We start from the raw sequence: 22,858 nt of genomic DNA on the forward strand, positions 1-22,858 counted from the left end.
GAGTAGGATGGGTATGGCACTGCAAATCGGCGTCCTCGGCTATCGGTTCATGGGCAAGGCCCACTCGAACGCCTTCGCGCGACTCCCGATGTTCTTCGACGACGCACCCGACATCGAACGCCACACGCTCGTCGGGCGCGACGAAGAAGCGCTCGCGGATGCCGCGGACCGACTGGGATTCGCCCACACCGAAACCGACTGGGAGACCGCCATCGAAAACGTGGATGTATTCTACAACCTCGGGCCGAACCACCTCCATCCCGAGCCGTCGATTGCGGCCCTCGAAGCCGATGTCCCTGTCTTCTGTGAGAAACCGCTCGCGCCGACGGTCGAAGACGCCGAGCGGATGGCCACCGCAGCGGCCGACAGCGACGCGATTGCCGGCTGTGCGTTCAACTACCGGTTCGTGCCGGCCATCCAGTATGCCAAGAACCTCATCGACGCGGGCGAACTCGGCGACATCCGTCACGTCCGCGGGAAATACCTCCAGGACGGGTGGGTCAGTCCGGAGGACCCGTGGTCGTGGCGCATGGACGAGGACCTCGCGGGCAGCGGCGCGCTCGGCGACCTCGGTGCGCACACCGTCGACCTCGCACGCTTTCTGGTCGGCGAGCGAGCGGGCGATATCGAACGCATCAGCGGTCACACGGAGACGTTCATCGAGGAGCGACCCATGGAGGAAGAGAACGAAACCCGTCCTGTTACTGTGGACGACGCCTATTCGGCACAGGCCGCATTCGAAGATGGCGCGATGGGGACCTTCGAGGCCTCGCGGATGGCTCCCGGCCACAAGAACGACCACACGATTGCCGTGCACGGCACCGAGGGAAGCGTGAAGTTTGCGCTCGAACGGCTGAACGAGCTGGAGGTGCTTCGAGAGGACAATCGAGGATACGAGACGGTGCTCGTCACCGACGAGTCGGACCCCTACGTCGAGCACTGGTGGCCGCCCGGCCACGTTCTCGGCTGGGAGCACACGTTCGTCCACGAGGACTACGAGTTCCTCTCTTCGGTCGCGGCCGGCGAGAGCTACGAACCCTCTTTCGAGAGCGCCTGCGAGGTCCAGCGCGTGCTCGATGCCGTCGAGCGCAGCGACGAGCGCGGCGAGTGGGTCGCCATCGAGTGAGGACATGCCGCCACGCTTATGCGCGACTCGCTGTTCGTCCCGATGATGAACACGGACCAGCCCCTCCGCGTGGGACTCATCGGCACCGGTTACATCGGGACGACCGTCGGCGGTCAGTTCCATCGCCACCCGAAATCGAGCGTCGAGGCGATTACCGAAATCGACGCCGACCGACGCGCGACCGCCGCCGAGCGCTTCACGGTCCCCGACGACGCGCTCTACGGTGACTATCAGGGGATGCTCGCGGGCACGGCGCTCGATGCGATTCTCGTCGGCACTCCGCACACGCTCCATCACGAGCAGATTCTCGCCGGACTCGACGAAGACCTACACGTGTTCTGTGACAAACCGTTGGCCACCGATTTGGGCCACGCGAAGGAGATCGCCGAGCGCGTCGAGGGGAGTAGCCGGACGCTGATGGTCGGCTATCAGCGCCACCTCAACCCGGCCTTCATCTCCGCGCGCGAGCGATTTCGGGACTCGGAGCCGGAGTGGATGACCGCCGAAATCACGCAGGACTGGCTGCCGCGATTCACCGACACGTGGCGAACTGACCCCGACCTCTCCGGCGGCGGCATGCTCTACGATACCGGCAGTCATCTGCTCGACGGGCTGCTCTGGACTGCGGGATTGGAGCCGACCGCGGTCTTCTCCCGGATGGAGTTCATCGACGACGCCGAGCGTGTGGACAGCGAGGCCACGGTGCTGATCGAGTTTTCGAACGGTGCAACGGCGAACGTCTCGGTCTCGGGCGATCTCCCCTGTGTTCGCGAGCACATCCACCTCTGGGACGACGAGGGTGCGGTCTCGCTCGACGGTCGGCAGTGGGAACCCCGCAGCGTGACCGACATCGACGACGAGAACACCGAATCGGTTCCCTATATCGACCACGACGAACAGACGAACAAGGCCGAGGCGTTCCTCACGGCCATCGAGGAGGGGAGCGCGCCGCCCGCGACGGTCCACGACGCGCTGCGGGTGACCGCCGTCACCGAAGCCGCCTACGAGTCCGCGCGCACGGGCGAGTGGGTCGACGTCGACCTCGACTGACGCAAACCGAACTACGCCCTGAATCATCCGTTTTCGACGGCGGTGGCGCGCGATGAATCCGGCCGCAGGCCGGAGAACGCGCGAGGTCTGCGCGAGCGCGGCGAGCGCAGGCTCGTCAGAGCGAAGCTCTGACGGTGGCTGAGCGAGCGACCGCAGAGAGTGAGCGAATCGGCTGGGGAGGGTATGGCTGTCGCAGTGCAGTCAAGGGGTTAGGTGTCGAACCACGAACGAGCAGCGCGAGTGAGCGGCTCTTTTTCCTCCACGGGAAGAGCTTCGCTCTTCCAAGCTCTGTGGTTCGAAAATCGAAGATTGTCGTCATCACGAAACGGCTTCTTGGCGCGGCGGAGCCGCCTCGCTATCGCCGTTTCGAACGATCCCATTCCGTTCGGCAGAACAGGTTTTTGCGACCAGCGAGGGACCGAAGGTCCCGCTGGCCGTGCGAACGGGGCGGCGAAGCCGCCCGTGAGCAGACGAAGCGAGCCAACCCGAGGAGTAAAAAAGTAGGCCTGACACGAGTAGATATGTCCACGCCTGAGATTCTCGTCGCCGGCGAGACGCTCGTCGATTTCCTGCCCGACCGGTCGGGACCGCTTCGGGCGGTCGAGGGGTTCACCCGGCGGGCGGGCGGCGCGCCGGCGAACGTCGCCATCGCGCTCGCACGGCTGGACGAGCAGCCGTGGTTTCTCTCGAACCTCTCGACCGACGCCTTCGGCGAGTTCCTCGCCGCAACGCTCGACGAGCAGGGTATTCCCGACCGATTTCTCACCCGCGATGGCGACCACCGAACGACGCTCGCCTTCGTCGCCCACGACACGAGCGCCGACCGGAGCTTTACCTTCTATCGCACCGCAACCGCCGACCAGCACATCGACCCCGGCGTGGTGGGCAACAACGTGCTTGAGAACCTCCCGTGGGTCGCCCTCGGCGGCGTCGCACTTGCGAGCGAGCCCGCGCGCTCACGGCTGCTCGATTTCGCCGAACGCGCACACAAATACGACTGCACCGTCGTCTTCGACCCGAACAGTCGCCCGGAACTCTGGCCCGACGCGGCGACCTACGAGCGCACCCTCGACGAGATGCTCGCGCTCACGGACGTCTGTAAGGTGTCGGACGAGGACCTCGTGGGTACGCGCTTTGCCGACAGGTCGACGGACTCGCTGCTCGATGCCGGGCCACACACCGTCCTTTCGACCCGCGGCGCGGGTGGTGCACGCGTCGTCGCCGTCGAGCGTTCCCCGTGGGGACCGGCCGAACACGACCATCCGGGCTATTCCGTCGACCCCGTCGATACGACCGGTGCGGGCGACGCCTTTCTCGCGGGTGTGCTATGCGCGCTCGCGGACGAACAATCGCTCGACGAGGTGCTCGCGTTCGCCAACGCGGTCGCTGCACTCACGACGACCGAGTACGGGGCGGTCGATGCGCTGCCCGACCACGAGACAGTACTGAGGTTTCGCACGAACTGAGCGCGTTCGGAACTGGAACGTGGCGAAAACGAGTCGTGAGTCTACGCGCCGGGAACCGTACCGGCGACGAACCACCAGTTCGTTCCCGAGGTCGGCTCTTCTTTTTTCTTCTCGGCCTTCGTTCGGTTTCTGCGGTGTTGCCATTCCATACCTGTCTAGAGGATTTACTCGTACTTGAATATTTTTATTTTCCAATATTTCTGTCGTGGACGTTCACGACAGACCAACGAGTTCCACACCTACGGACTCCCCTGCCACCACGGCGGCAATCGCCGGAGTATCACGACGAGTCGGGGAAACAGCCCTACGACGGCGACCGACACTCCCACCGCAGCTACGAGCGAGCCAAGCGCCGAGTCGGCGAGCAGCTCGATTGCCGTCCCGCTGCCGACCGCAACGACGATAGCGAGGCTGTGATAGCCGATACGAACGGGAACTGACTGATAGCTCATCGCCGGCCAGCCGACTGAATCGGCGTTGCGGGCCGTGCCGACGGCGAGCGAAAGCGTGACGAGGGCGACCAGTGCGGCGAACGTCACCTCGGCGTTGTACGGCGCGTCCATCAGCCAGAGCAGTGCCGGAAACCCGGCAACAACGACCTCCACGAGCCCGAAAAAGACGTTCTCGACCCAGCGCTCAACGCCGGTCTTTCCCGCCGCTCGCGGTCCGGCCTTGCGCCGTTCGGTGGAGGAGTCAGTGCCGCGCCGGCTCATCGAGTGGCTCAGTCCTCGCGGCTCACGCGGATGACCTGCAGCAGCGACTCGACGGGGACACCTTCCAGTTCCTCGACGCCCTGTTTGTCGACCAGCACGCCACAGCCGACCGGCGTGCCGCCCTGTTCGGTAATGGCGTCGATGGTCTCGGTCATCGTCGTGCCGCTGGTGATGGTGTCGTCGACGACGTAGCACTCCCGGCCACGGATTTCGGCGAAGTTCCGCGAGAAGCTTCCACTGAGGTCCTCGATGTCGCCCTCCTCCCACTGGTGTTTGCGGGGTGCGTAGGCAGCGAGGTCCGCATCGAGTTCGAGCGCTACAGTGGTGGCCAGCGGCGTGCCGGCCTTCTCGATGCCGACCACGAGGTCGACGTCCTCGCCACCGAGGAGGTCCGCCATCGCGTGGCCCACATCGGCGAGGCGGGTGCTGTCACGACCGAGCGCACTCCAATCGACGTGGATGTCGTCGAGCGCGTCGGTCGGCTCGCGGGCTGACGTCGCGGTTCCCTCGCCGCGTTCGACCAGCCAGCTCGCCGTCTCACGGGAGACGTTCAGCTCGTCGGCGATTTCGCCGTTCGAGAGACCCTGCCCTGCCAACTCGTTCGCGCTCTCGATGAGGTCGTCGACGTTCTTCATCGCCGGGGGTTGCGCCCGGCCGGTAATAGGTGTTGTCCGTCGGTTTCGGCTCAGTGCCGAAGCGTCATTCGACGGTCCGTCCCGTGCTCCGGCGGTGATGGCGACGGGATTTCACCCCGAAGGTCGATGTCGGCGGCGATGGTGGCTGGCGTGAGGGACCCCAGCGAATCGCCCGCCTTGTCGAGTCGGTTGGCGCGCTCCATACACGACCGGAGTGCTGCGACTGCCGCCGCGCGCGTCGTTACCCGTCCGATCGAGTGCTCGCTGGATGACTCGCCAGCGTGTATGCGACAGGTCACCTCCCAGCCACGCGCCAAATCGAACGGCAGCGGCTGTGTATCGTCGATGCTCGTCGCCTCGACCTCCATCCCACCCGTGTCGTGGGCGAAGACGAGTTCGTCCGCCCGGACCCGTTTGCAGACCCACCCGGCCGGTAGCTGTACGTCCTCGGGCAATGGACACATGTCGATCCCCTCCATCAGTTCAAACACACGACAGCACCGTCGTGGTTGTGCCTGCAACTGCCGGCGGGCTATACCCCCTCGGCTAGTCCCCTCACGCGAACTCGATGTCCTCGGTGAACCGGTCGACGAGAACGACGAGCGCGCCGCCCGCGACGGCAACGGCCATCACGCTCCCGACGGCCATCGGCGTCACCTCGGGCGTGTTCTGTAGTACCTTCGTCGCGGGAAGCCTGAGCGCACCGACCATCAGGCTCACGAGGAACGTGAGGGTGGCCTCGCGGTAGTTCGCGAGCGCCCAGCGGATGGCGTAGGCAATCGAGAAGAGTCCGATGAGTGCGCCAGCACAGAAGGCAACGACGACGACACCCGGTTCGACGAGCGCCGCAAGGCTCCCGCCCGAGAGCAGTCCGGCGAGCGCGTTCGTGAACTCGGTGAGCGTCCCCGTCAGATACTCGTACTGGCCGAGCACGTAGAGGAAAAACGCCCCCGAGATGCCGGGCAGAATCATCCCCGCGATGGCGATGGAACCGGCCACGAAGACGAACACCGGCGAGTTCGGCATCGAGTTGCTGACCTCCGGTCCCGACAAAGCAAAGGCGAAGGCGAACCCGAAGACAGCGACCGCAACCCGCCGTGGCGAATCGAGCGAGACGTGTTCGTAGAGGACGACCGCCGAGGCGGCAATCAGCCCGAAAAACAGCGCCGCCACCAGCCCCGGATACGTCTCGAAGGCATAGTCCATGATTCGCGCGACGGTGACGAGCGCCGTAACGATGCCCGTTCCGAGCGCGAGCAAGAAGGGAATATCCATCTCGACGAGCGCGGCCCGGAACTCGGCGCGTTCGGTGCGCCGGTGGAGCCGCGGGAGATAGCGCAGCGCGCGCGGGTCGAGACTCGTGATGGCCCCGATGAGCCGCTCGTAGATGCCGGTGATGAGCGCGATGGTCCCCCCGGAGACGCCCGGAACCGCGTCCGCAGCGCCCATGAAGACACCCTTCAGATAGACCGTGAGCCACTCGCGGACCGCACTCATCCACTCACCCGTGCGCGCACCGCCTCGGCTGCGCTGGCTTCGGGCGTCGCCAGCGCGCCTGCCGCCGCGCTCGCGTTTGTTGCCGATGCGTTCGTCGCTGAGGCGTTCGTGGTCATCGCCGTGGCGTTGCCTGCCGACGTGTTGCCGGCCGAGGCGTTTGCACTCGCGTTAGTCACCGAGACCGACGTCTCGTTGAGGGTGACCGAGACGGTCTCGTTGGTCCGGCCGATGACCGCGCCCTCGGAGACGTTGGCGGTCGCCGTCCACCGGCTGGCGTTCTCACCCGTGCCCGTCACCGGCGTTCGGAAGGTGTACGGACCGGTCGCCCGCACCGAGACGTTCGTCGCGCCCCGCTCGGTGCCCCAGTTGTCGTAGCCGGTCGTCGAGTACGGCAGCGTCATCGTGAACTGGCCTTGGGCGTTCGTCGTGGCCTGCTGGGTGTAGTTGAACGTCGTCCCGTTCGTGGTCGGCATCCGCATCTCGACCGTCGCCTCCACAGTCGTGTTCGGCGGCCCCTGTCCCTCGACGGTGGCTCCGGGGACGCGCTCGAACGTCTTGACCCAGTTCGTCGGCGTTTCGAACAGTTCGGTGGCGTTCAGTCCCGTCGTCTGGAGGCGCTGGAGCGCGCTTTGGGCGAACGAACGCGACCGCGAGAGAGCGTTCTCCTGACTGCCACGGACCAGTCGGTAGTGTTCGAGCGCCGGCACGCGCTCGGTGGGATAGCTGCCGACGCCGCCGATTTGGGCCGTGCCCTCTTGCTCGACGAACTGGCGCGCGGCGGACATGTTCTCGAAGCGTTTGATGGCGCTCTCGTTGCTCGAGGGCACGAACGCGCTCTGGAGGGTGCCATCCGAGAGGCGCTGTGGACTCTCGTAGTCGACCACCACGGGTGCCGGTTCGATCTCGCTGCCGTGGAAGGTATAGAGGCGCGTGCGCATGGTCTCGTAATGGCGCTGTTCGTAGGCCAAAAACGAGGTCGTTGGCCGCTGTTGACCACTCGCTTGGGTGGCAATCGGCGTCACGTCATCGTAGATGGAGAGCGGCCCGTCGTTGTACCACGTGAACGGAACGCTGAACAGCGCCCCACCCGCCGGGTCGGCCATTCTCCAGTTGATCATCACGTAGCGCACACCCTCGCCGTCGGGCATGCGCGCGATTTCGTTCGCGCGCGAGGCGTTCGACGCGAGCAGGAAGTTCGCGGCCTGGCGAGCGCCCTGCTGGAAGGGGTTCGCGGTCGGAATTCGGTTGCCGAGAGTCGTTATCCAGTGGCCGTAGTCCCACCACGAGAGCACGCCATAGGCTCCATCGGGGTAGTTGAAGTCATCCGTTCGGTTGTACGTCCCGTAGCGGTCCATCGACTCGTTGCCGCCGCCGTAGGTGCCTTCGGCGGGCGTGTTGTTCGCCATCCAGTAGAGGCTGCTGTCCCACCCGGTGATGGACTGACCGACGCCGGATTGCTGGTTGGCGTAGCTGCCGGCGGCCGTCGCCGCGCTGCCGCCGATGGCGAGCGGGGCGGTGATGAGCAGCACGACCGCGAGCACCGAGAGCACCTGATAGGCCTCCAGATTGCGGAGGCTGGAGCGGGCGCTCGTCGAACCGATGTACTGCAGTACCTGCCCGACGAAGTAGGCGTTCAGCACGGCGACGGGAACGAGGAGGTAGTAGTTGAAGCGCTGCTGGGTCAGCGTGGCGGCGGTCATGAACGCGGCCCAGACGAGTACAAATAGGATGCCGGCGCGCGCCCTGCTCCGCCCGAGCGCGAGGCGGACGAGCATCACCGCCGCGCCGGCGATGGCCGTCACCAGCGCCAGCCGGTAGGAGCTGAAGAGGAACTGCCCCGGATTGCGCGGTGGAATCGCCTCCGCCACAGTGAGAGAGGTCGCGCTCGCCCCGAAGCCGACGACGCCCTCCAGCTGGCGGACGAAGAACGAAAACAGGTCCGGCAGCCCAACCGCCATGACGAGCACGCCGAGCGCGAACAGTCCGAAAATCGTGCCCGGATAGTACGGCCGCGGCAGGTCGCGCGCTTCGAGTTGGCGCGCGAGCCACGCCATGAACACGCACCCGAGCGCACCCGCAAAGGCCATCGCCGGATGCAGCAGCGAGAAGTTGGTCACGCTCACCTCGAACGTGTTGAACGTAGCGAGGAAGCCGACGCCGGCGACCGCAAGCGCGACCGCGCTCACGATGGCGACGTGTTCGGGACTCTCGCCACGGAGGTACTCGATGGGCAGGACGACGAGCAGGAAGACCCCGAAGATGCCCACGAGCATGAGACCGGGCGGCCAGACCCAGATGTAGAGCAGAATCCCGACGCCCGCGAGGACGCCCCAACCGACCGGCCGGCGCAGGTTGGCGAAATCACGCTCGACGAACTGTTCGTAGACGGGTTTCTCGCGTTCGGCGACCGCGAGCGCGAAGACGATAATCACGACCGCGAGCACCTGAAAGAGCACTTCGGCGGCGTGGTGGTCGGAAAAGCCCGCCACCGAACGCCCGAGGAAGGTACTCGGTGAGAGCGCGAGAACCGCGACGCCGACCACACCCCCAAATCGCCCGCCGAAGCGCTTGCCGAGGAAGTAGGTCGGGACGGCGACGAGCGTGCCGACGACCGCCGGCGCGAACAGCAGGGCCAGCGCCGTCGTCTCCGCGGAGGGGCTGCCGCCGCCGGCGACGAGCGCGGCAGTGGCGACGAGTTGGTCGTACAGGGTCCCGAACTGTCCGACGCTCGTGCCGGTCGGAAAGCTCGTCCACGGGTCGAACGGCATCGTCTGCGGCCAATGTCTGACCGTATAGCGGACCTGTCGGAGGTGATACCATGCGTCGTTGCCGCTGAAGTACACCCGGCCGTTGATGAGGAAGTTCCGCCAGTTGCGCACGCGAATCCAGAGCATGAACGCGACGAGCGCGAGCAGCAGGGGAACGTGATACAGCGCCCCAATCCAATCGAGAAGCGGTCCGAAATCCGGGAGCCGTTTGGCGAGTTGCTCCCTGCGTTGACTCATTGGAGACATCCAGTCACAAAGCGCGCATAAACCTTGTGAAACGGCGTACAACGAGCGGCGAGGCGAACGGAAACGGCTATCCGTCGACCCTCCACAGAGGATGGTATGCGGGTCTCAGTCGTGCTCTGCACCTACGACGAGGCGTCGTTCGAGCGCTTTCGTGACGCGGCCGACAGCGTGCTCGCCCAGAGCCATCCCACCGAACTCGTGGTCGTCGTCGACGGCACGCCGACCCTCGCAGAGCGCGTCCGCGAGACCTACGGAAGCCACGACGACGTTCTGCTATACTGTAACGACGAAAATCGTGGTCTGCTCGAAAGCCGGAACACTGGTGTCGAACTCGCTGCCGGCGACGTCGTGGCCTTCCTCGACGACGACGCGCGCGCCCATCCCAGATGGGTCGAGCGGCTCGTCGCGGCCTACGAACGGGCGGACGCGCTCGCGGTCGGCGGGCGGATGGTGCCCGAGTGGGTCGCCGACGAACCCTCGTTTCTCCCCGCGGAGTTCTACTGGCTCGTCGGCGTCACTCACAGAGGATTTGGTCCCGGTGGCGACGAGCACGAAGAAGGCGAGGTCAGGAACACGTTCGGTTCGAACCTCTCATTTCGCCGCGAGGTCTTCACGAGCCTCGGCGGGTTCGACCCCACAATCGGGGGGCGGAAGGGCGATAGGAATTTGCAGGGTGGCGAGACGGAACTCTGTGCCCGCCTTCGGGAAGAGTACGGCGAGGGCGTCCACTACACGCCCACCGCCGTGGTCGCCCACAAGGTCTTCGACTACCGGACGAAGCCGCGCTGGCTCGCCGACCGCGCGTTCTGGCAGGGCTACTCCAAGCGGGCGATGGAGGGACTGGTTCCGGACTCGACGGGCGAGGAGAGCGCGTTTCTCCGGCGGTTGCTCACCGAATTCGTTCCCGGTAGACTCAGGGGCTTGTCTCGCGAGCCGACCGGCGAGAAGGTGCTACAACTGTTTTCGCTACTGGCGTTCACAGTCCTGGTCGGACTCGGCTACGGCTACGGTGTTTTCAGCCCACCCGAAGAGTTCGAGCGATGAGAGCGAGCGGGGCGAACGGCGGCTTGGGAGTGCTCTGGCTCACGCCTGACAAACCGACGAACATCAGCGTCGGTCGCCGCCGCATTGCCGACCGACTCGAAGCCGACGGGTTCGAGGTCACGCTCCGAGGTACGACGCCACGGACGCTACTCCGGTCGCTGCGCGAGCGCGATAAATACGATATCGTTCTCGGCACGACCCGCTCCGGTGCGTTCGCGGGCGCGCTGCTGAAATCGTTCGGAAAACCGCTCGTGGTCGACCACATCGATCCCATTCGCCAGTTCGCCGATACGCGTTCGAAGCCGCTCTCGCTGGTGGTGCGAGCGGCCGAGAACCTCGCCTTTCGAGTGGCCGACCACACCCTCTACGTCTACGAGGAGGAACGAAGGCGGGTTCACCGATACGCCCGCGCCACAACGCGGACCGACCTCGGAGTGAGCTACGAGCGCTTTGCGAACCCCGATTCGACGGTCGTCGCACAGGCTCGCGAACGCCTCCACGAGGCGGGCGTCGGCGCGGACGAGCGGCTGGCAGTCTACGCTGGCGGTCTCGAACCCATCTACCACATCGGGGAACTCCTCGCAGCGATGGAACACCTCGACGACTGGACGCTCGTCGTGCTCGGCACGGGGTCGCTCGCACCGGCTGTCGAGCGCGCTGCCGAACGCGAAGCGGTGGTTTTCCTCGGTACCGTTCCCCACGAGGCGATACCGGGCTATCTCCACGCCGCCGACGTCGGCGTCTCGCTGGTCGACGACCCGCACACCCTGAAAGTCCTCGAATACGCTGCCGCGGGGCTGGCGGTTATACAGGCGCGCGGCCGCGCTGAGGAGCGCTTCGACGAGTACGCCGAGTTCTGTGACCCCACGCCCCGAGCCATCGCCGCCGCCATCGAGCGTGCCGGCGAGCGCGACACTCGGGAGGCGTTCCGCGAGTACGCCAGCCGCTTCGACTACAAGCGAGTGGCCGAAACCTATCGAACTGTCCTCACCGAGGTCGTTGGACAGAAAGCTCCATAGCGAGTCCATCCCGAGCGATTCAAACCGGTTCGCGCCCGTTTCCACGTATGGACGACGATTCACACGAGCACGTCGTGCCGGGCAGCGACGAATCGCTCGACACGCCCGACGTGCGCGGCTACGAGTTCCGTGATGGAGTAGATTTCCGAGACCTACTTGCGAGCTACGCGACGACGGGCTTTCAGGCGACGGCGCTGGCCGAGGCCATCGACATCGCCGAGCGGATGCAGGAGGCCGACGCCACGACCTATCTCACCTGCACCTCGAACATCGTCTCCTCGGGGTTGCGCGAGGTCGTCGCGGCGCTCGTCCGCGAAGGGCACATCGACGTGCTCATCACGACCTCCGGAGCGCTGACCGAGGACGTCATCAAGACACAGAAACCGTTCAAGATGGGCACGTGGAACGCCGACGAGGCCGCGCTCCGTGAGAAGGGCATCAATCGCCTCGGCAATATCTTCGTGCCCTCGGATAGGTACGTGTGGCTCGAAGAGTATCTCTATGACTTCTTCGACGACTTCTTCGCCGAGGAGAAGGTTCGGACGCCGACGGCGTTCGCCCGCGAACTCGGGGCGACCCTCGACGACGACAATTCGGTGTTGAAACAGGCCAGCGACAACGACGTCCCGGTGTACTGCCCGGCGCTGACCGACGCCGAGGTGGGCAACTTCCTCTACTACTACCGCCAGAGCGACGACCCCGAGGTGGACATCGCGCTGCTCGACGACTACGAGACGCTCATCGAGGGCGGGATGGACGCCGACACCACAGGTCTCATCGCCGTCGGCGACGGCGTGCCAAAACACCACGCCATCATGACGAACCTCTTCCGCGGTGGTGCGGACTACGCGATCTACATCTCGACGGGGATGGAGGGCGACGGTTCGCTGTCGGGCGCGCCGCCGACCGAGGCCGTCTCGTGGGGCAAGATCAAGGCCGACGAGCGCAACTACACCCAGATTCAGGCCGAGGCGACGCTCGCGTTCCCGCTACTGGTCGCGGGTGCGTTCTTCTAGAGTCGAGACTATCCGGTCGAGCGCCAAAAATCGTGAGTTCGGGAGTTACTCGTGGTTCGAGACGGTCTGCTGGTAGTTCTCCTCGGCAGCGTCCCAGTCGACGACCTCGAAGAAGGCGTCGATGAAGCTGCCGCGGTCGGGACCGTAGTCGTAGTAATACGAGTGTTCCCAGACGTCGAGCGCGAGCACGGGATGAGCGCCCCAGAGCGCGCCCTCGTCGTGGTTGTCGACCGCTACGTTGCGCAGCTGCTTCGCAACTGGGTCGTAGATGAGGAGCGCCCAGCCGGAGGCGGCCGACGCCGCGGCCTCGAACTCGCCCTTCCAGCCCTCGTAGGAGCCGAAGTCCTCCTCGATGCGCTCTTTGAGGTCCCCGGAGGGTTCGCCGCCGCCGTTCGGAGACATGTTCTCCCAGAACATGGTGTGGAGATAGTGCCCACTACCGTTGTGGGTCACGTTCCCGAGTGCACCGCCGGTCGAGGAGTAATCGCCCGACGAACGGTTCTCGGCGAGGGTCTCCTCGGCGCTATTCAGGCCGTTGACGTACCCCTGATGGTGGGTGTCGTGATGCCAGTTGAGCACCTGTTCCGAGATGTGTGGTTCGAGGGCGTCGTAGTCGTACGGAAGCGGTGGTAGCTCCGCGTTGGAATGTTCAGGCATGATTCGTTCCTCCACTCGGCTCAACGGTCGGCCGTCTGTTAAAGGTTGAGGAACGGATGATAGCACACCACACGGCCGCAACTCGGAATCGTGGGCCGTCAGTCCTCGCCGCGGGCGCGCTCGAACATCTCAATCGCCTCCTCGCGGCGTTCGCTGTGGTCACAGATGGGGGCCGGATAGTCGGGTGCAACTTCCTCACGTTCGTCGTCGCTCAGTTCGTTCCACGAGTGGATGGTGTCGGGGTCGGCCTCAGCGAGTTCAGGAATGTAGGTCTCGATGTACTCGGCGTCGGGGTCGTACTTCTCGCCTTGTGTCATCGGGTTGAACACCCGGAAGTACGGTTGGGCGTCCGTGCCCGTGGAGGCCGCCCACTGCCAGTTGCCGTTGTCGTTTGCGGTGTCGTGGTCGACGAGTCGTTCCCGAAAATGGGCGTAGCCTGCGCGCCAGTCGAGCATGAGGTCCTTCGTGAGAAAGGAGGCGACGGCCATCCGAACCCGGTTGTGCATGTACGCCTCCGCACGGAGTTGGCGCATGCCGGCATCGATGATGGGATACCCGGTCATCCCCTCCTTCCACGCCTGTAGCTCGTCGTCATCCTCGCGCCACTCGATTGGGTTCTCGTAGTCCTTGTGGTTTTCAGTCACGACCTCCGGGTTGTAGAACAGAACGTGTGTGAAGAACTCACCGAAGGCCAACTCCCGTCGGTAGGCCTCGACCGCTTCGCGCTCGGCCTCGTCGGCGTCTGCGAGCGCCTCGCCGACTCGCTCGGAGACCTCTCGAACGCCGATGGTTCCATAATTGCGGTCCTGTGAGAGCCGTGAAGTACCCGCCCGCGCGGGATACTCGCGTCCTTCATCGTATTCGAAGATCCGGTCGGCACAGAAGGTATCGAGACGCTCGCGGGCTGCCTCGGTGCCCGCTTTCGGAACGTTGGCCGCCGGTTCCTCGAAATCCAATTCCTCGATGGTCGGGAGTTCCTCGCCCTCGATATCGGCGAGCGCGTCCCCGTCGGGGACGGGATACGGCTCGGCCTTCTCGCGGTCGAGCCACTTGTCACCGAAGTACGAGAACACCGAGTACGGGTCGCCGTCGTTGGTCGTGATGGTGCCGGGTTCGTGGTGGAGGGCGTCGTGAAATTCAGTATACTCGATGCCGGCATCGTCGAGTGCCTCCCGAACGCGCTCGTCGCGCTCTTGGGCAAGGCCCGAGTAGTCGTGATTCCAGAACACCGCCTCGGCACCGTGTTCGGCCGCGAGCGCCGGGAGTTCCTCGGTGGGGTCGCCCTCGGCGACGAGGAGGTCGCTACCGTGCGCGCGATAGAACCTTTGAAGCGAGTCGAGCGCTTCGAGCAGGAATTTCGTTCTGGGCGGGCTGGCGTACTGGAGTACGTCCGGGTCGAAGACGAACGCCGGGAGCACAGGCCCATCGTCGGTGGCCGCCGCGAGCGCGCGGTTGTCCGCCGCCCGGAGGTCGCGGCGGTGCCAGTGGATTCGCATGCCCGAATCAGTAGTTCGTGCATCCTAAATCATCGGTTCGGCGCGTCGAGAGGACCGAGATCGCTCGGCGTTGACCGTCGAGTAGCAGTTGCGTCGCCGTGAGCACCGGGTTCGATGACACGGGTGGACGAATATCACCGCCACATTTATGTAGTGTGTATCCAACTACCATCCACGACAATGACTACCGATGGTAATGAACAGCGGTCGAATTCGACCGATGGAAGCGATTCATCCCCCGAAACGAACGATGGAAGAAATACTGACGCGAACCGGCGGACGTTCCTGCGGGCGACCGGCGGTGCGGCGCTCACGACGACGGTCGCCGGCTGTCTCAGCCTCGGCGGCGGTGGCGGGGGAAGCGGCGGCAACGGGTCCGGTGGTGGCGGAAACGGCAGCGGGGGCGGCGGTGGCGGCAACAACTCCGGCGGTGGCGGGAACGCGAACATCGAGGGACCCATCACCATCGGGGCGCTGGCTCCGAACCCCGAGAACGATCCGATTGGGGGGTCCATCGTCAACGGCGCACGACTCGCCGTCCAGCAGCTCAACAACAACGGCGGTATCGACGGCACGGACGTCGAGTTGGCGGTCGGCAACACCGAGGGCGACCCCTCGACCGGCCAGCAGCGCTACCGCGAACTCGTCCTCAACAAGAACGCCGACGTGACGACGGGGATATTCACGAGCGAGGTCCTCCTCAATATCGCCGACGACATCGCCCAGCAGCAGAAAATACATCTCACGGCGGGTGCAGCCAGTGCGGAGATATCGCGGATGGTCGCCGAGGACTACGACAAGTACAAATACCACTTCCGAGCCGGCCCGCTCAACGACTTCGACCTCGGGCGAAACCTCGTCGACTTCGGGGAGGCGAACTTCGAGACGATGGGCTGGGACTCGACGTTTTCGATGGTCGAGGACTACAAATGGACCGAGCCGATCTCCAAGGTGTTCGAAAACCAGCTCAGCGGGACCGGCGTCGACGTGGCCGGCAGCCAGCGGTACGCCAGCGGGACGACGAACTTCGGGCCGCTGTTCGACGACGTGGCGAGTTCGAACGCCGACGGGGTGTTCACCGCGATGGCCCACACCGGAACGGAGGCCATCGTCCAGTGGGCCAAACAGCAGCGACCGTTCGGCTTTGCGGGGATTCACGTTCCGATGCAGCTCCCGTCGTACTACCAGTCGGTCAACGGGGCCTGTCTCTATGGTGTGACCCAGACCTCCGCGACGCCACAGAGCGAGGTCACGAAAAAGACCCAGCCGTTCGTCAAGGCATACAACAAGGAGTTCGACAGCTATCCCGTTTACACTGGGTATATCGCCTACGATGCCGTCAAGCTCTATGCGAAGATGGTCGAACAGACCGGCACGACGGACGCCGACGAACTGGTCTCGGCGATGGAGAACGCTTCGTTCACCGCGACGACCGGAACCCTCGAATTCTACGGACGGGACAAGAAGTATCCCCACGACCCGGTCTACGCCGAGGACGCCATCTACCCCGTCTTCCTCCAGTGGCAAGAAGGCCAAAACGGCGGTGGGGTTCAGGAGGTCATCTGGCCGGAGAAGTACAAGACGGCCGAGTACCAACAGCCGGCGTGGATATAATCGATGGTCGACGTCGTCAACATCATCATCAACGGCTCGGTCATCAGTTCGCTCTATGCCCTCGTTGCCATCGGCTTCACGATGATCTTCGGCGTTGGCGGTACCATCAACCTCGCCCACGGCGGAATCATCACCATCGGAGCGTTTGCGGCCTACTACGTCACGAGTGCCGGCTTCGGCATCTGGGCTGGCGTGCTCGCAGCGATGGCGATACCAGCAGTGTTCAGCGTCCTCCTTTACAAGGGGTTCGCCGAGCGCCGCGGCGACATCATCATCGTGATGATTCTGACTCTCCTCGCCTCCATCGTCGTCGAGGAGGTCATCCGCATCGTCGAAGGGAGTCAGCCCAAAGCGATTCCCGCACTCGTGTCGGGCACCACCGAGATTCTGGGGAGCACAGTACAGAACAACCTGCTCGTGGTGTTCGTCGTCTCGTGGGTACTGATCGGGGGATTGTTCGCGTTCGTCAACTACACGAGTACGGGAAAAGCAATCCTCGCCACGAGCATGAGTCCGCGCGGTGCGGCGCTGGTCGGCATCGAGAGCAGTCGCATCAACCTCTACACGTGGGCCATCGCTGGCGTGCTCGCGGGCATCGCCGGCCTGTTTTTGGGCTCGTACCAGACCGCGAGCTGGGCGATGGGCCGCGAGCCGCTCATCCTCTCCTTCTCCATCGTCGTGCTCGGTGGCCTCGGCTCGATTCGGGGGAGCCTCATCGCGGCGTACGTCATCGGCTTTCTCGAAGTCATCACCACCTCACTCATCAATCCCAGACTGACCGGACTCGCCGGACTGGTCGTCCTCGTGTTGGTGTTGCTCGTCCGCCCGGAAGGCCTGTTCGGCCGGGAGCTTGCGGAGGCATAGATGGCGGACGAAACCCTCTCTACCGAGACCGTCGAGGACACCGACCGCTCGCTCGCCAGTGCGGTTCTCGCACCGCGGTACCTACTCGGCGTGGTCGGTGTCGTGGCATTCGCCACCGTTCCGTTCGTCGGCGTCTCGACGACTCAGCTGTTGGTGCTCATCGGGGCCTTCTATTTCGGGATGTTCGCGATGAGTTGGGACGTCGTCTCGGGCTATACGGGCGAAATTAGCTTCGGCCACGCGCTGTTTTTCGCCGTCGGGGGCTACACCTCGACGCTGCTGAACCTCGGGTTCGGACTGCCGCCGACCGTAACGATTCCGGCCGGCGTCCTCCTTGCCGCAGTTGCGGGACTGCTCATCGGCGTGCCGGCGCTGCGGATTCGTGGGCCGTATCTCTCCCTCGTGACGCTCGTCGCGCCGCTCATCCTCCTCCAAGTGTTCATCATCTATGGCGATATCTTCGGCGGCGAACTCGGCTTGAGTTCGCCAGCAGCGCTGGTCACCGCCGACGAGTTCGACCTCGTCGTCACGGCGAACTACTACATCGCCCTCGGGCTCTTTCTCGCCATCCTCCTCCTGTTGTTCGCCGTCACGCGCTCGGACGTCGGCTCGGTGCTGACGGCGATTCGGGAGGACGAGGACGCGGTGGCGGCAGCCGGCCTGAACGTGGCGAAGTTCAAGGTGTTCGCGTTCGTGTTGAGCGCGGCCATCGGCGGGCTTGCAGGCGCGATGTTCGTCCACACGCCCGTGGGTAGCCCGCGCCCGAGTCAACTGCTCGCGCTCATCGTGAGCATCGAGGTACTCATCGCGGCCATCCTCGGCGGCATGGGCACCATCGTCGGCGCGGGGCTTGGCGGCGTCTTCTTCTACTTCGTCAACGACCTGCTGAACCAACAGGATTTCACCATCCCTCTGGTGGGTGTGGGAATCAACGAGGCGAGCCTGCTCATCTTCGCGCTGTTGACGATGGCGCTCATCTACGTCCTCCCGCAGGGGGTGTTCCCGTGGGCGATACGCGCCGGCCGGCGGCTGCTCGGCCGTGCGCGCGAGAAACCGGTCGCCACCGACGGCGGCCGCGAGACAAGCCCCATCGAACAGGTTTCGGAGAGATATCGACGCGCGCTCGACGAACTGGAAGAGCGACTCAGGAGTGATGAGAGATGAGTACTGAAGCGGACACGGCCGAAAGCGAACCGGCGGCACAGGATAAGGGCGATACCTACGGCCCGGACGACGGACTGCTCGTCCTCCAGAACGTCACGAAACGCTTCGGGGGATTGACCGCGGTCGATGACCTCTCGTTCGCAGTCGAAAGGGGCGAAATTCTCGGGTTCATCGGACCGAACGGCGCGGGGAAATCCACGACGTTCAACTGTGTTACGGGGACCTATCCCCCAACCGAGGGAACAGTCTGGTACGACGGCGAGGACACCACCGGCGACGCGGCCCATGAAATGGTCAAGCGCGGGCTGGCGCGCACCTTCCAGTCGTTCCGCCCGCTTTCCGACCGCTCGGTGCTCGACAACGTCACGCTCGCGCTCACACCGGACAAACTGCTCACGCTGTCGGGACTGCGCGGGAAGACGCGCGAACGGGCGCGGGCCATCTGCGAGCGGGTCGGACTCGGCGACAGGGTGGAGCTGACGCCGAGCGAGCTGCCACACGCCGGATTGCTCCGGCTCGAACTCGCGCGGGCGCTCGCCACCGACCCCGACCTCCTGCTCATCGACGAGCCGTTCGCCGGGCTGTCGAGCGGCGAGGTCGAGACCGTCTCCCAACTCCTCACCGAACTCCGCGAGGAGGGGCTGACCCTCGTCGTGGTCGACCACAACATGCGCGGGCTGCTCTCGCTCATCGACCGAGCCATCGTCATCCGCTTCGGCTCGAAACTCGCCGAGGGAACCCCCGAGGAGATTCGGGCCAACGAAGAGGTACAGAAGGCCTATCTCGGAGGGGACGCATGAGCGCTGACACGGCCGCCGACGGCGAGACCGCTGCCGACGGCGAGGACGCGGCGCTCGCCGTCGAGAACCTGCGGGTGTCCTACGGGAAGGTCGCGGCGCTCCGGGGCATCGACCTCCGGGTCGGGAGTGGTGAAATCGTCTCGGTCATCGGTCCCAACGGCGCGGGAAAGACGACGCTCGCCGAGACGATTTCGGGCTTTCACGACTACGAGGGCAGCGTCCGGTATCGTGGGACGGAGGTCAGCACGCGCTCGACGAGCGACCTCGTGAGCGACGGGTTGATTCAGTGCACCGAAGAACGCGACCTCTTCGGGCATATGAGCGTCGCGGACAACCTCTCGCTTGGGGCCTTTCGACGGGGCAACACCGACGAGCGCCGCGAATTCGTCTACGACCTCTTCCCCACGCTCGAAGAGCGCGAAGACCAGCACGCCCGGACGATGAGCGGCGGCGAACAGCAGATGCTCGCCATCGGGCGTGCGCTGATGAGTTCGCCCGAGTTGTTGCTTCTCGACGAACCCACGCTCGGGCTTGCGCCGGTGATTTTGGAGGACATCAGCGACGGGCTTGAGCGCATCCGCGAGGCCGGCGTCACCGTGCTGCTCTGTGAACAGAACGTCACCTTCGCGATGGACCACGCCGACCGCATCGCGCTGCTCGAAAACGGCGAACTCGTCCGCGAGGGCGCTCCCGAGAGCCTCCGTGACGACGAGTACATCCACGACGTCTACCTCGGTGGCTGAAGGGTCGAGTTACCGCTGGTAACTGAAACGCGTCCTGTTCGAAGTATTGGTTCGTCGAGGGGCAATCCTTTACTCGGTGGCGCACATCCCCACACGGGAATCCATGACGAATCTCGTGACGGACGTCGCCTCGACAGTTGAGAGCCATCCCGAGGCGATGGCGATTCACTACGACGGAACGGAGTTGAGCTACGAGGAGTTCTGGTCTCGAACCGGGAAGTTCGCCGCCGGTCTCGACGCGGCGGGCATCGAGCCGGGCGACCGGGTGGGCATCTATCTGCCGAACCTCCCGCAGTTCGTCGTCGCCTTCCACGGTGCGCTCAGAGCCGGCGCGGTCGTCGTGCCGATGAATCCACAGTACAAATCACGCGAGATCGGCCATCTCCTCGCCGATAGCGGGGCCGAACTGGTCGTCGCGCTCGCCGACCTCGTGTCGATGGTCGAGTCGGTTCGTGAGGAGACGGCCGTCGAGACCGTGGTGAGCGTTGGCGGCGATGCGGATGGCGCAACCGCATTCGAGGCGTTTCTCGCCGCGGACGAGCTCGCTGTCGTCGAGCGGGCGGACGACGACGTGGCCTGTCAGCCCTACACCTCGGGCACGACGGGCCAGCCGAAGGGTGTGCTGCTGACCCATCACAACCTCGCCTCGAACGCGCGCACGGCCGCCGACCTCGTGCCCGACGGGACGGGCGTCGGGGACCGCTCTCTGGGGGTGCTGCCGCTCTTTCACATCTACGGCATGACGGTCGTGATGAACACCTCGCTGTTTTCGGGGGCGACCTACTACCCACTGCCCGAGTGGGACGCCCAAGCGGCGGTCTCGCTCATCGAAAGTGAGGAGTTGACCATCATGCAGGGCGTGCCGGCGATGTACAACGACCTCGTGAACCAGCCGAACACCGAGGAGTTCGACCTCTCGTCGCTACGGTTCGTCAATTCAGGGGGCAGTAGCCTTCCCATCGAGGTCCTACGCCGGTTCGAGGACCTGTTCGACCTCCCACTCTACGAGGGATACGGACTGACGGAGACGTCACCCGTCACCCACTTCAACAGTCCTGAGGCGCGCCGTGTCGGCTCCATCGGGCGCACGCTCGACGGCGTCGATGCGATGGTCGTCGACGAGGATTTCACACCGGTCGAGCCAGTTGCGGAGGGCCCAGTCGACGAGAGCGAGACCGACCTCGATTCGATTACTGGTGAACTCGTCGTCGCCGGCCCGAACGTCATGAAGGGCTATCACGACCGTCCCGAGGCAAACGAGGAGGTGTTCACCGAACGGGATGGGAAACGGTGGTTCCACACGGGCGACATCGGGTACTCGGACGCCGAGGACTTCTTCTACATCGTCGATAGAGAGAAACACATGATAGTGACGGGCGGGTATAACGTCTACCCGCGCGAGGTCGAGGAGTTGCTGTTCGAACATCCCGACGTGGCCGACGCCGCGGTCGTGGGGATTCCCGACGAGCGCCGTGGCGAGACGGTGAAGGCCTTCGTCGTACCGACGCCCGACGCCGAGGTGGCCGAAGACGACATCCGGGAGTTCTGTCTCGAACGGCTCGCGGAGTACAAACATCCCCGAGAGGTCGAGTTCGTCGAGGAGTTGCCCCGAACGACGACGGGAAAGGTCCAGAAGTTCGAACTCCGTGGTGAGGAGGAGGAGGAGGAGGAGGAGGTGGCCCAATGAGCGACGAGGAGGCGGTGTTGGTCGATGTCGACGAGGGCGTGGCGAGGTTGACGCTGAATCGACCATCGGTACGCAACGCGCTCACCGAGGACATCTCGGCGGGTATCATCGACGCGCTCGCGGAGTTGGAGGGCAGCGACGCGCGCTGTCTGGTCGTCGAGGGTGCGGGCGGGGCCTTCTCGGCCGGTGGGGACGTGAACGCGATGTCCGAACGACTCGCGGGCGACGTGGCACTCGACGAGGCCGTTCGGCACATCACCCAGGAGACCAGCCGCGCGGTCAAGCGCGTCGCGGAGTTCGACCTCCCCACGGTGGCGAAAATCGACGGGATCGCCTTCGGCGCGGGTGCGAACCTCGCCGTCGCATGTGATATCCAGTTGGCGAGCGACGAGTCGAAAATTAGTTTCGGCTTCCGACAGGTCGGGCTGGCGGTCGATTCGGGCACGTCCTACTTCCTGCCGCGAATCGTCGGCGAGAACACGGCCCAAGAACTCGTCCTTACTGGGGAACTCGTCGAGGCCGAACGAGCGGAGCGGTTGGGCCTGTTCAATCACGTCTATCCCGACGACGAGTTCGACGAGCGCGCCGACGAGTTCGTGGAACAGATTGCCACCGGGCCGACGGTCGCGCTGCGGACCTCGAAGCGACTCATGAGACAGGGCTTCGAGAGTTCACTCGACCAAGCGATGGAGAACGAGGCTGCCGCCCAAGCCGCCGTCTTCGAGACCGGCGACCACCGCGAGGGCGCGGAGTCGTTCATGGCCGGCGAGAAGCCCGATTTCGAGGGGCGATAGCTGCGGCAGCGGTCGTGGCCCGCGGCCGGCGGTGCAGTTCATAGTATCAATTCAAATGGAATCTCACCGAAATAAAATAACTGATGCAGGTGCATTTCAATATCTCATAGCGTCAGGAAAATACCTTCACTATTCAATTGAAATGTTCTGAGAATTTGTCCTGTGATGGTGACATCTGATCGGAACTACCCCGATCATCCAATCTTTCCATAGACCAAGTCTTGCCACAATTTTCGCAGTGGTATAACTCTCTCCGGTTGTGAATTAGTAGCTCAGATCCACAGTCTTTGCACGTCTTCTCCGATCTGTCGATTGCGGTCATGATCCATATTCAGTTCCTATTATATAAAGTAGTTTCCCGTATTACCATAGTTGAAGCTCCACCGGGATTCGGGTGCTGTGCAGTTAGTGTCCGCGCGAGCAACGCGAGCGCGGTTCACCGCGAGCGAGCGAAGCGAG

Annotated in this window: 20 protein-coding genes; 13 read left to right on the forward strand and 7 right to left on the reverse strand. The window is 64.5% G+C overall.

All coding sequences use genetic code 11. From position 1 onward, the window contains the following. The first annotated feature begins 13 nt into the window (after positions 1-13). The 3 genes from ACQUQO_RS03755 (at position 14) to ACQUQO_RS03765 (ending at position 3,642) form a co-directional block, all read left to right on the forward strand. Entirely contained in the window at positions 14-1,126 is a 1,113-nt protein-coding gene (locus tag ACQUQO_RS03755; RefSeq protein ID WP_435076611.1) for a Gfo/Idh/MocA family protein, read from the forward strand. 45 nt (positions 1,127-1,171) lie between these two features. Further along, positions 1,172-2,176 carry a Gfo/Idh/MocA family protein gene (locus tag ACQUQO_RS03760; RefSeq protein ID WP_435076612.1) on the forward strand — a complete coding sequence of 335 codons (1,005 nt, stop codon included), beginning with the start codon at positions 1,172-1,174 and terminating at the stop codon, positions 2,174-2,176. 521 nt (positions 2,177-2,697) lie between these two features. Continuing rightward, complete coding sequence (locus tag ACQUQO_RS03765; RefSeq protein WP_435076613.1) at positions 2,698-3,642, forward strand: carbohydrate kinase family protein; 945 nt, start codon at positions 2,698-2,700, stop codon at positions 3,640-3,642. A 239-nt stretch (positions 3,643-3,881) separates the two neighbouring features. Here ACQUQO_RS03765 and ACQUQO_RS03770 read toward each other — a convergent pair whose 3' ends face one another. From ACQUQO_RS03770 to ACQUQO_RS03790, 5 genes are all read right to left on the reverse strand, one after another. Then, entirely contained in the window at positions 3,882-4,355 is a 474-nt protein-coding gene (locus ACQUQO_RS03770; RefSeq protein ID WP_435076614.1) for a hypothetical protein, read from the reverse strand. 8 nt (positions 4,356-4,363) lie between these two features. After that, complete coding sequence (gfcR, locus tag ACQUQO_RS03775; RefSeq protein ID WP_435076615.1) at positions 4,364-4,990, reverse strand: transcriptional regulator GfcR; 627 nt, start codon at positions 4,988-4,990, stop codon at positions 4,364-4,366. A 50-nt stretch (positions 4,991-5,040) separates the two neighbouring features. After that, positions 5,041-5,469 (reverse strand): hypothetical protein, encoded by a 429-nt coding sequence (locus ACQUQO_RS03780; protein WP_435076616.1) that lies wholly within the window; start codon positions 5,467-5,469, stop codon positions 5,041-5,043. Positions 5,470-5,545: 76 nt separating this feature from the next. Then, a complete protein-coding gene (locus ACQUQO_RS03785) occupies positions 5,546-6,487 on the reverse strand; it encodes a DUF368 domain-containing protein (protein ID WP_435076617.1) in 942 nt (313 codons plus the stop codon). Next, positions 6,484-9,492, reverse strand: coding sequence for an oligosaccharyl transferase, archaeosortase A system-associated (locus ACQUQO_RS03790; RefSeq protein WP_435076618.1), 3,009 nt, complete (start codon positions 9,490-9,492; stop codon positions 6,484-6,486). The genes ACQUQO_RS03785 and ACQUQO_RS03790 overlap by 4 nt, the downstream gene beginning before the upstream one ends. A gap of 105 nt (positions 9,493-9,597) precedes the next feature. On the opposite strand from ACQUQO_RS03790, the gene aglG reads away from it, so the two are divergent. Genes aglG through ACQUQO_RS03805 form a run of 3 tightly spaced genes read left to right on the forward strand, consistent with a single transcriptional unit; the run spans position 9,598 to position 12,580 of the window. After that, positions 9,598-10,545, forward strand: coding sequence for a glucosyl-dolichyl phosphate glucuronosyltransferase (gene aglG, locus ACQUQO_RS03795; protein ID WP_435076619.1), 948 nt, complete (start codon positions 9,598-9,600; stop codon positions 10,543-10,545). Then, complete coding sequence (locus ACQUQO_RS03800; RefSeq protein ID WP_435076620.1) at positions 10,542-11,564, forward strand: rhamnosyltransferase WsaF family glycosyltransferase; 1,023 nt, start codon at positions 10,542-10,544, stop codon at positions 11,562-11,564. Before aglG ends, ACQUQO_RS03800 begins: the two co-directional genes overlap by 4 nt. Positions 11,565-11,611: 47 nt before the next feature. After that, on the forward strand, positions 11,612-12,580 hold the full coding sequence (locus ACQUQO_RS03805) for a deoxyhypusine synthase (RefSeq protein WP_435076621.1): 969 nt from the start codon (positions 11,612-11,614) through the stop codon (positions 12,578-12,580). Positions 12,581-12,625: 45 nt separating this feature from the next. Here ACQUQO_RS03805 and sod read toward each other — a convergent pair whose 3' ends face one another. Together sod and ACQUQO_RS03815 are read right to left on the reverse strand one after the other, a co-directional pair. Next, positions 12,626-13,237: a superoxide dismutase gene (gene sod, locus ACQUQO_RS03810; RefSeq protein WP_435076622.1), complete on the reverse strand. Its 612-nt coding sequence runs from the start codon at positions 13,235-13,237 to the stop codon at positions 12,626-12,628. A gap of 98 nt (positions 13,238-13,335) precedes the next feature. Continuing rightward, entirely contained in the window at positions 13,336-14,733 is a 1,398-nt protein-coding gene (locus ACQUQO_RS03815; RefSeq protein WP_435076623.1) for a cryptochrome/photolyase family protein, read from the reverse strand. Between the two features lie 180 nt (positions 14,734-14,913). Here ACQUQO_RS03815 and ACQUQO_RS03820 point away from each other — a divergent pair, with 180 nt between their 5' ends. The 7 genes from ACQUQO_RS03820 to ACQUQO_RS03850 all read left to right on the forward strand — a co-directional run bounded on the left by ACQUQO_RS03820 (position 14,914) and on the right by ACQUQO_RS03850 (position 22,399). Further along, on the forward strand, positions 14,914-16,347 hold the full coding sequence (locus ACQUQO_RS03820) for an ABC transporter substrate-binding protein (RefSeq protein WP_435076624.1): 1,434 nt from the start codon (positions 14,914-14,916) through the stop codon (positions 16,345-16,347). Between the two features lie 3 nt (positions 16,348-16,350). Further along, positions 16,351-17,211 carry a branched-chain amino acid ABC transporter permease gene (locus ACQUQO_RS03825; RefSeq protein ID WP_435076625.1) on the forward strand — a complete coding sequence of 287 codons (861 nt, stop codon included), beginning with the start codon at positions 16,351-16,353 and terminating at the stop codon, positions 17,209-17,211. Continuing rightward, a complete protein-coding gene (locus tag ACQUQO_RS03830) occupies positions 17,212-18,375 on the forward strand; it encodes a branched-chain amino acid ABC transporter permease (RefSeq protein ID WP_435076626.1) in 1,164 nt (387 codons plus the stop codon). Continuing rightward, entirely contained in the window at positions 18,372-19,175 is an 804-nt protein-coding gene (locus ACQUQO_RS03835; protein ID WP_435076627.1) for an ABC transporter ATP-binding protein, read from the forward strand. Before ACQUQO_RS03830 ends, ACQUQO_RS03835 begins: the two co-directional genes overlap by 4 nt. Beyond that, positions 19,172-19,918 carry an ABC transporter ATP-binding protein gene (locus ACQUQO_RS03840; RefSeq protein ID WP_435076628.1) on the forward strand — a complete coding sequence of 249 codons (747 nt, stop codon included), beginning with the start codon at positions 19,172-19,174 and terminating at the stop codon, positions 19,916-19,918. Before ACQUQO_RS03835 ends, ACQUQO_RS03840 begins: the two co-directional genes overlap by 4 nt. 103 nt (positions 19,919-20,021) lie before the next feature. Then, entirely contained in the window at positions 20,022-21,605 is a 1,584-nt protein-coding gene (locus ACQUQO_RS03845; protein ID WP_435076629.1) for a long-chain-fatty-acid--CoA ligase, read from the forward strand. Further along, the gene (locus ACQUQO_RS03850) at positions 21,602-22,399 is read left to right on the forward strand and encodes an enoyl-CoA hydratase/isomerase family protein (RefSeq protein ID WP_435076630.1); all 798 of its coding nucleotides are present in this window, start codon (positions 21,602-21,604) and stop codon (positions 22,397-22,399) included. The genes ACQUQO_RS03845 and ACQUQO_RS03850 overlap by 4 nt, the downstream gene beginning before the upstream one ends. Positions 22,400-22,858 lie beyond the last annotated feature (459 nt).

It is taken from the genome of Halococcus sp. AFM35, from assembly GCF_051195015.1.
In the GTDB taxonomy this organism is placed as follows: Archaea; Halobacteriota; Halobacteria; order Halobacteriales; family Halococcaceae; genus Halococcus.

Excerpts from the sequence above, each read along its gene's own strand:
- ACQUQO_RS03780 (WP_435076616.1), bottom strand. The coding sequence starts at position 5,469 with ATGGAGGGGATCGACATGTGTCCATTGCCCGAGGACGTACAGCTACCG.
- ACQUQO_RS03815 (WP_435076623.1), bottom strand. The coding sequence starts at position 14,733 with ATGCGAATCCACTGGCACCGCCGCGACCTCCGGGCGGCGGACAACCGC.
- ACQUQO_RS03825 (WP_435076625.1), top strand. The coding sequence starts at position 16,351 with ATGGTCGACGTCGTCAACATCATCATCAACGGCTCGGTCATCAGTTCG.
- aglG (WP_435076619.1), top strand. The coding sequence starts at position 9,598 with ATGCGGGTCTCAGTCGTGCTCTGCACCTACGACGAGGCGTCGTTCGAG.
- ACQUQO_RS03770 (WP_435076614.1), bottom strand. The coding sequence starts at position 4,355 with ATGAGCCGGCGCGGCACTGACTCCTCCACCGAACGGCGCAAGGCCGGA.
- ACQUQO_RS03820 (WP_435076624.1), top strand. The coding sequence starts at position 14,914 with ATGACTACCGATGGTAATGAACAGCGGTCGAATTCGACCGATGGAAGC.
- ACQUQO_RS03830 (WP_435076626.1), top strand. The coding sequence starts at position 17,212 with ATGGCGGACGAAACCCTCTCTACCGAGACCGTCGAGGACACCGACCGC.
- ACQUQO_RS03760 (WP_435076612.1), top strand. The coding sequence starts at position 1,172 with ATGAACACGGACCAGCCCCTCCGCGTGGGACTCATCGGCACCGGTTAC.
- ACQUQO_RS03785 (WP_435076617.1), bottom strand. The coding sequence starts at position 6,487 with ATGAGTGCGGTCCGCGAGTGGCTCACGGTCTATCTGAAGGGTGTCTTC.
- ACQUQO_RS03835 (WP_435076627.1), top strand. The coding sequence starts at position 18,372 with ATGAGTACTGAAGCGGACACGGCCGAAAGCGAACCGGCGGCACAGGAT.
- ACQUQO_RS03840 (WP_435076628.1), top strand. The coding sequence starts at position 19,172 with ATGAGCGCTGACACGGCCGCCGACGGCGAGACCGCTGCCGACGGCGAG.
- ACQUQO_RS03790 (WP_435076618.1), bottom strand. The coding sequence starts at position 9,492 with ATGAGTCAACGCAGGGAGCAACTCGCCAAACGGCTCCCGGATTTCGGA.
- ACQUQO_RS03850 (WP_435076630.1), top strand. The coding sequence starts at position 21,602 with ATGAGCGACGAGGAGGCGGTGTTGGTCGATGTCGACGAGGGCGTGGCG.
- ACQUQO_RS03800 (WP_435076620.1), top strand. The coding sequence starts at position 10,542 with ATGAGAGCGAGCGGGGCGAACGGCGGCTTGGGAGTGCTCTGGCTCACG.
- sod (WP_435076622.1), bottom strand. The coding sequence starts at position 13,237 with ATGCCTGAACATTCCAACGCGGAGCTACCACCGCTTCCGTACGACTAC.
- ACQUQO_RS03845 (WP_435076629.1), top strand. The coding sequence starts at position 20,022 with ATGACGAATCTCGTGACGGACGTCGCCTCGACAGTTGAGAGCCATCCC.
- ACQUQO_RS03765 (WP_435076613.1), top strand. The coding sequence starts at position 2,698 with ATGTCCACGCCTGAGATTCTCGTCGCCGGCGAGACGCTCGTCGATTTC.
- ACQUQO_RS03755 (WP_435076611.1), top strand. The coding sequence starts at position 14 with ATGGCACTGCAAATCGGCGTCCTCGGCTATCGGTTCATGGGCAAGGCC.
- ACQUQO_RS03805 (WP_435076621.1), top strand. The coding sequence starts at position 11,612 with ATGGACGACGATTCACACGAGCACGTCGTGCCGGGCAGCGACGAATCG.
- gfcR (WP_435076615.1), bottom strand. The coding sequence starts at position 4,990 with ATGAAGAACGTCGACGACCTCATCGAGAGCGCGAACGAGTTGGCAGGG.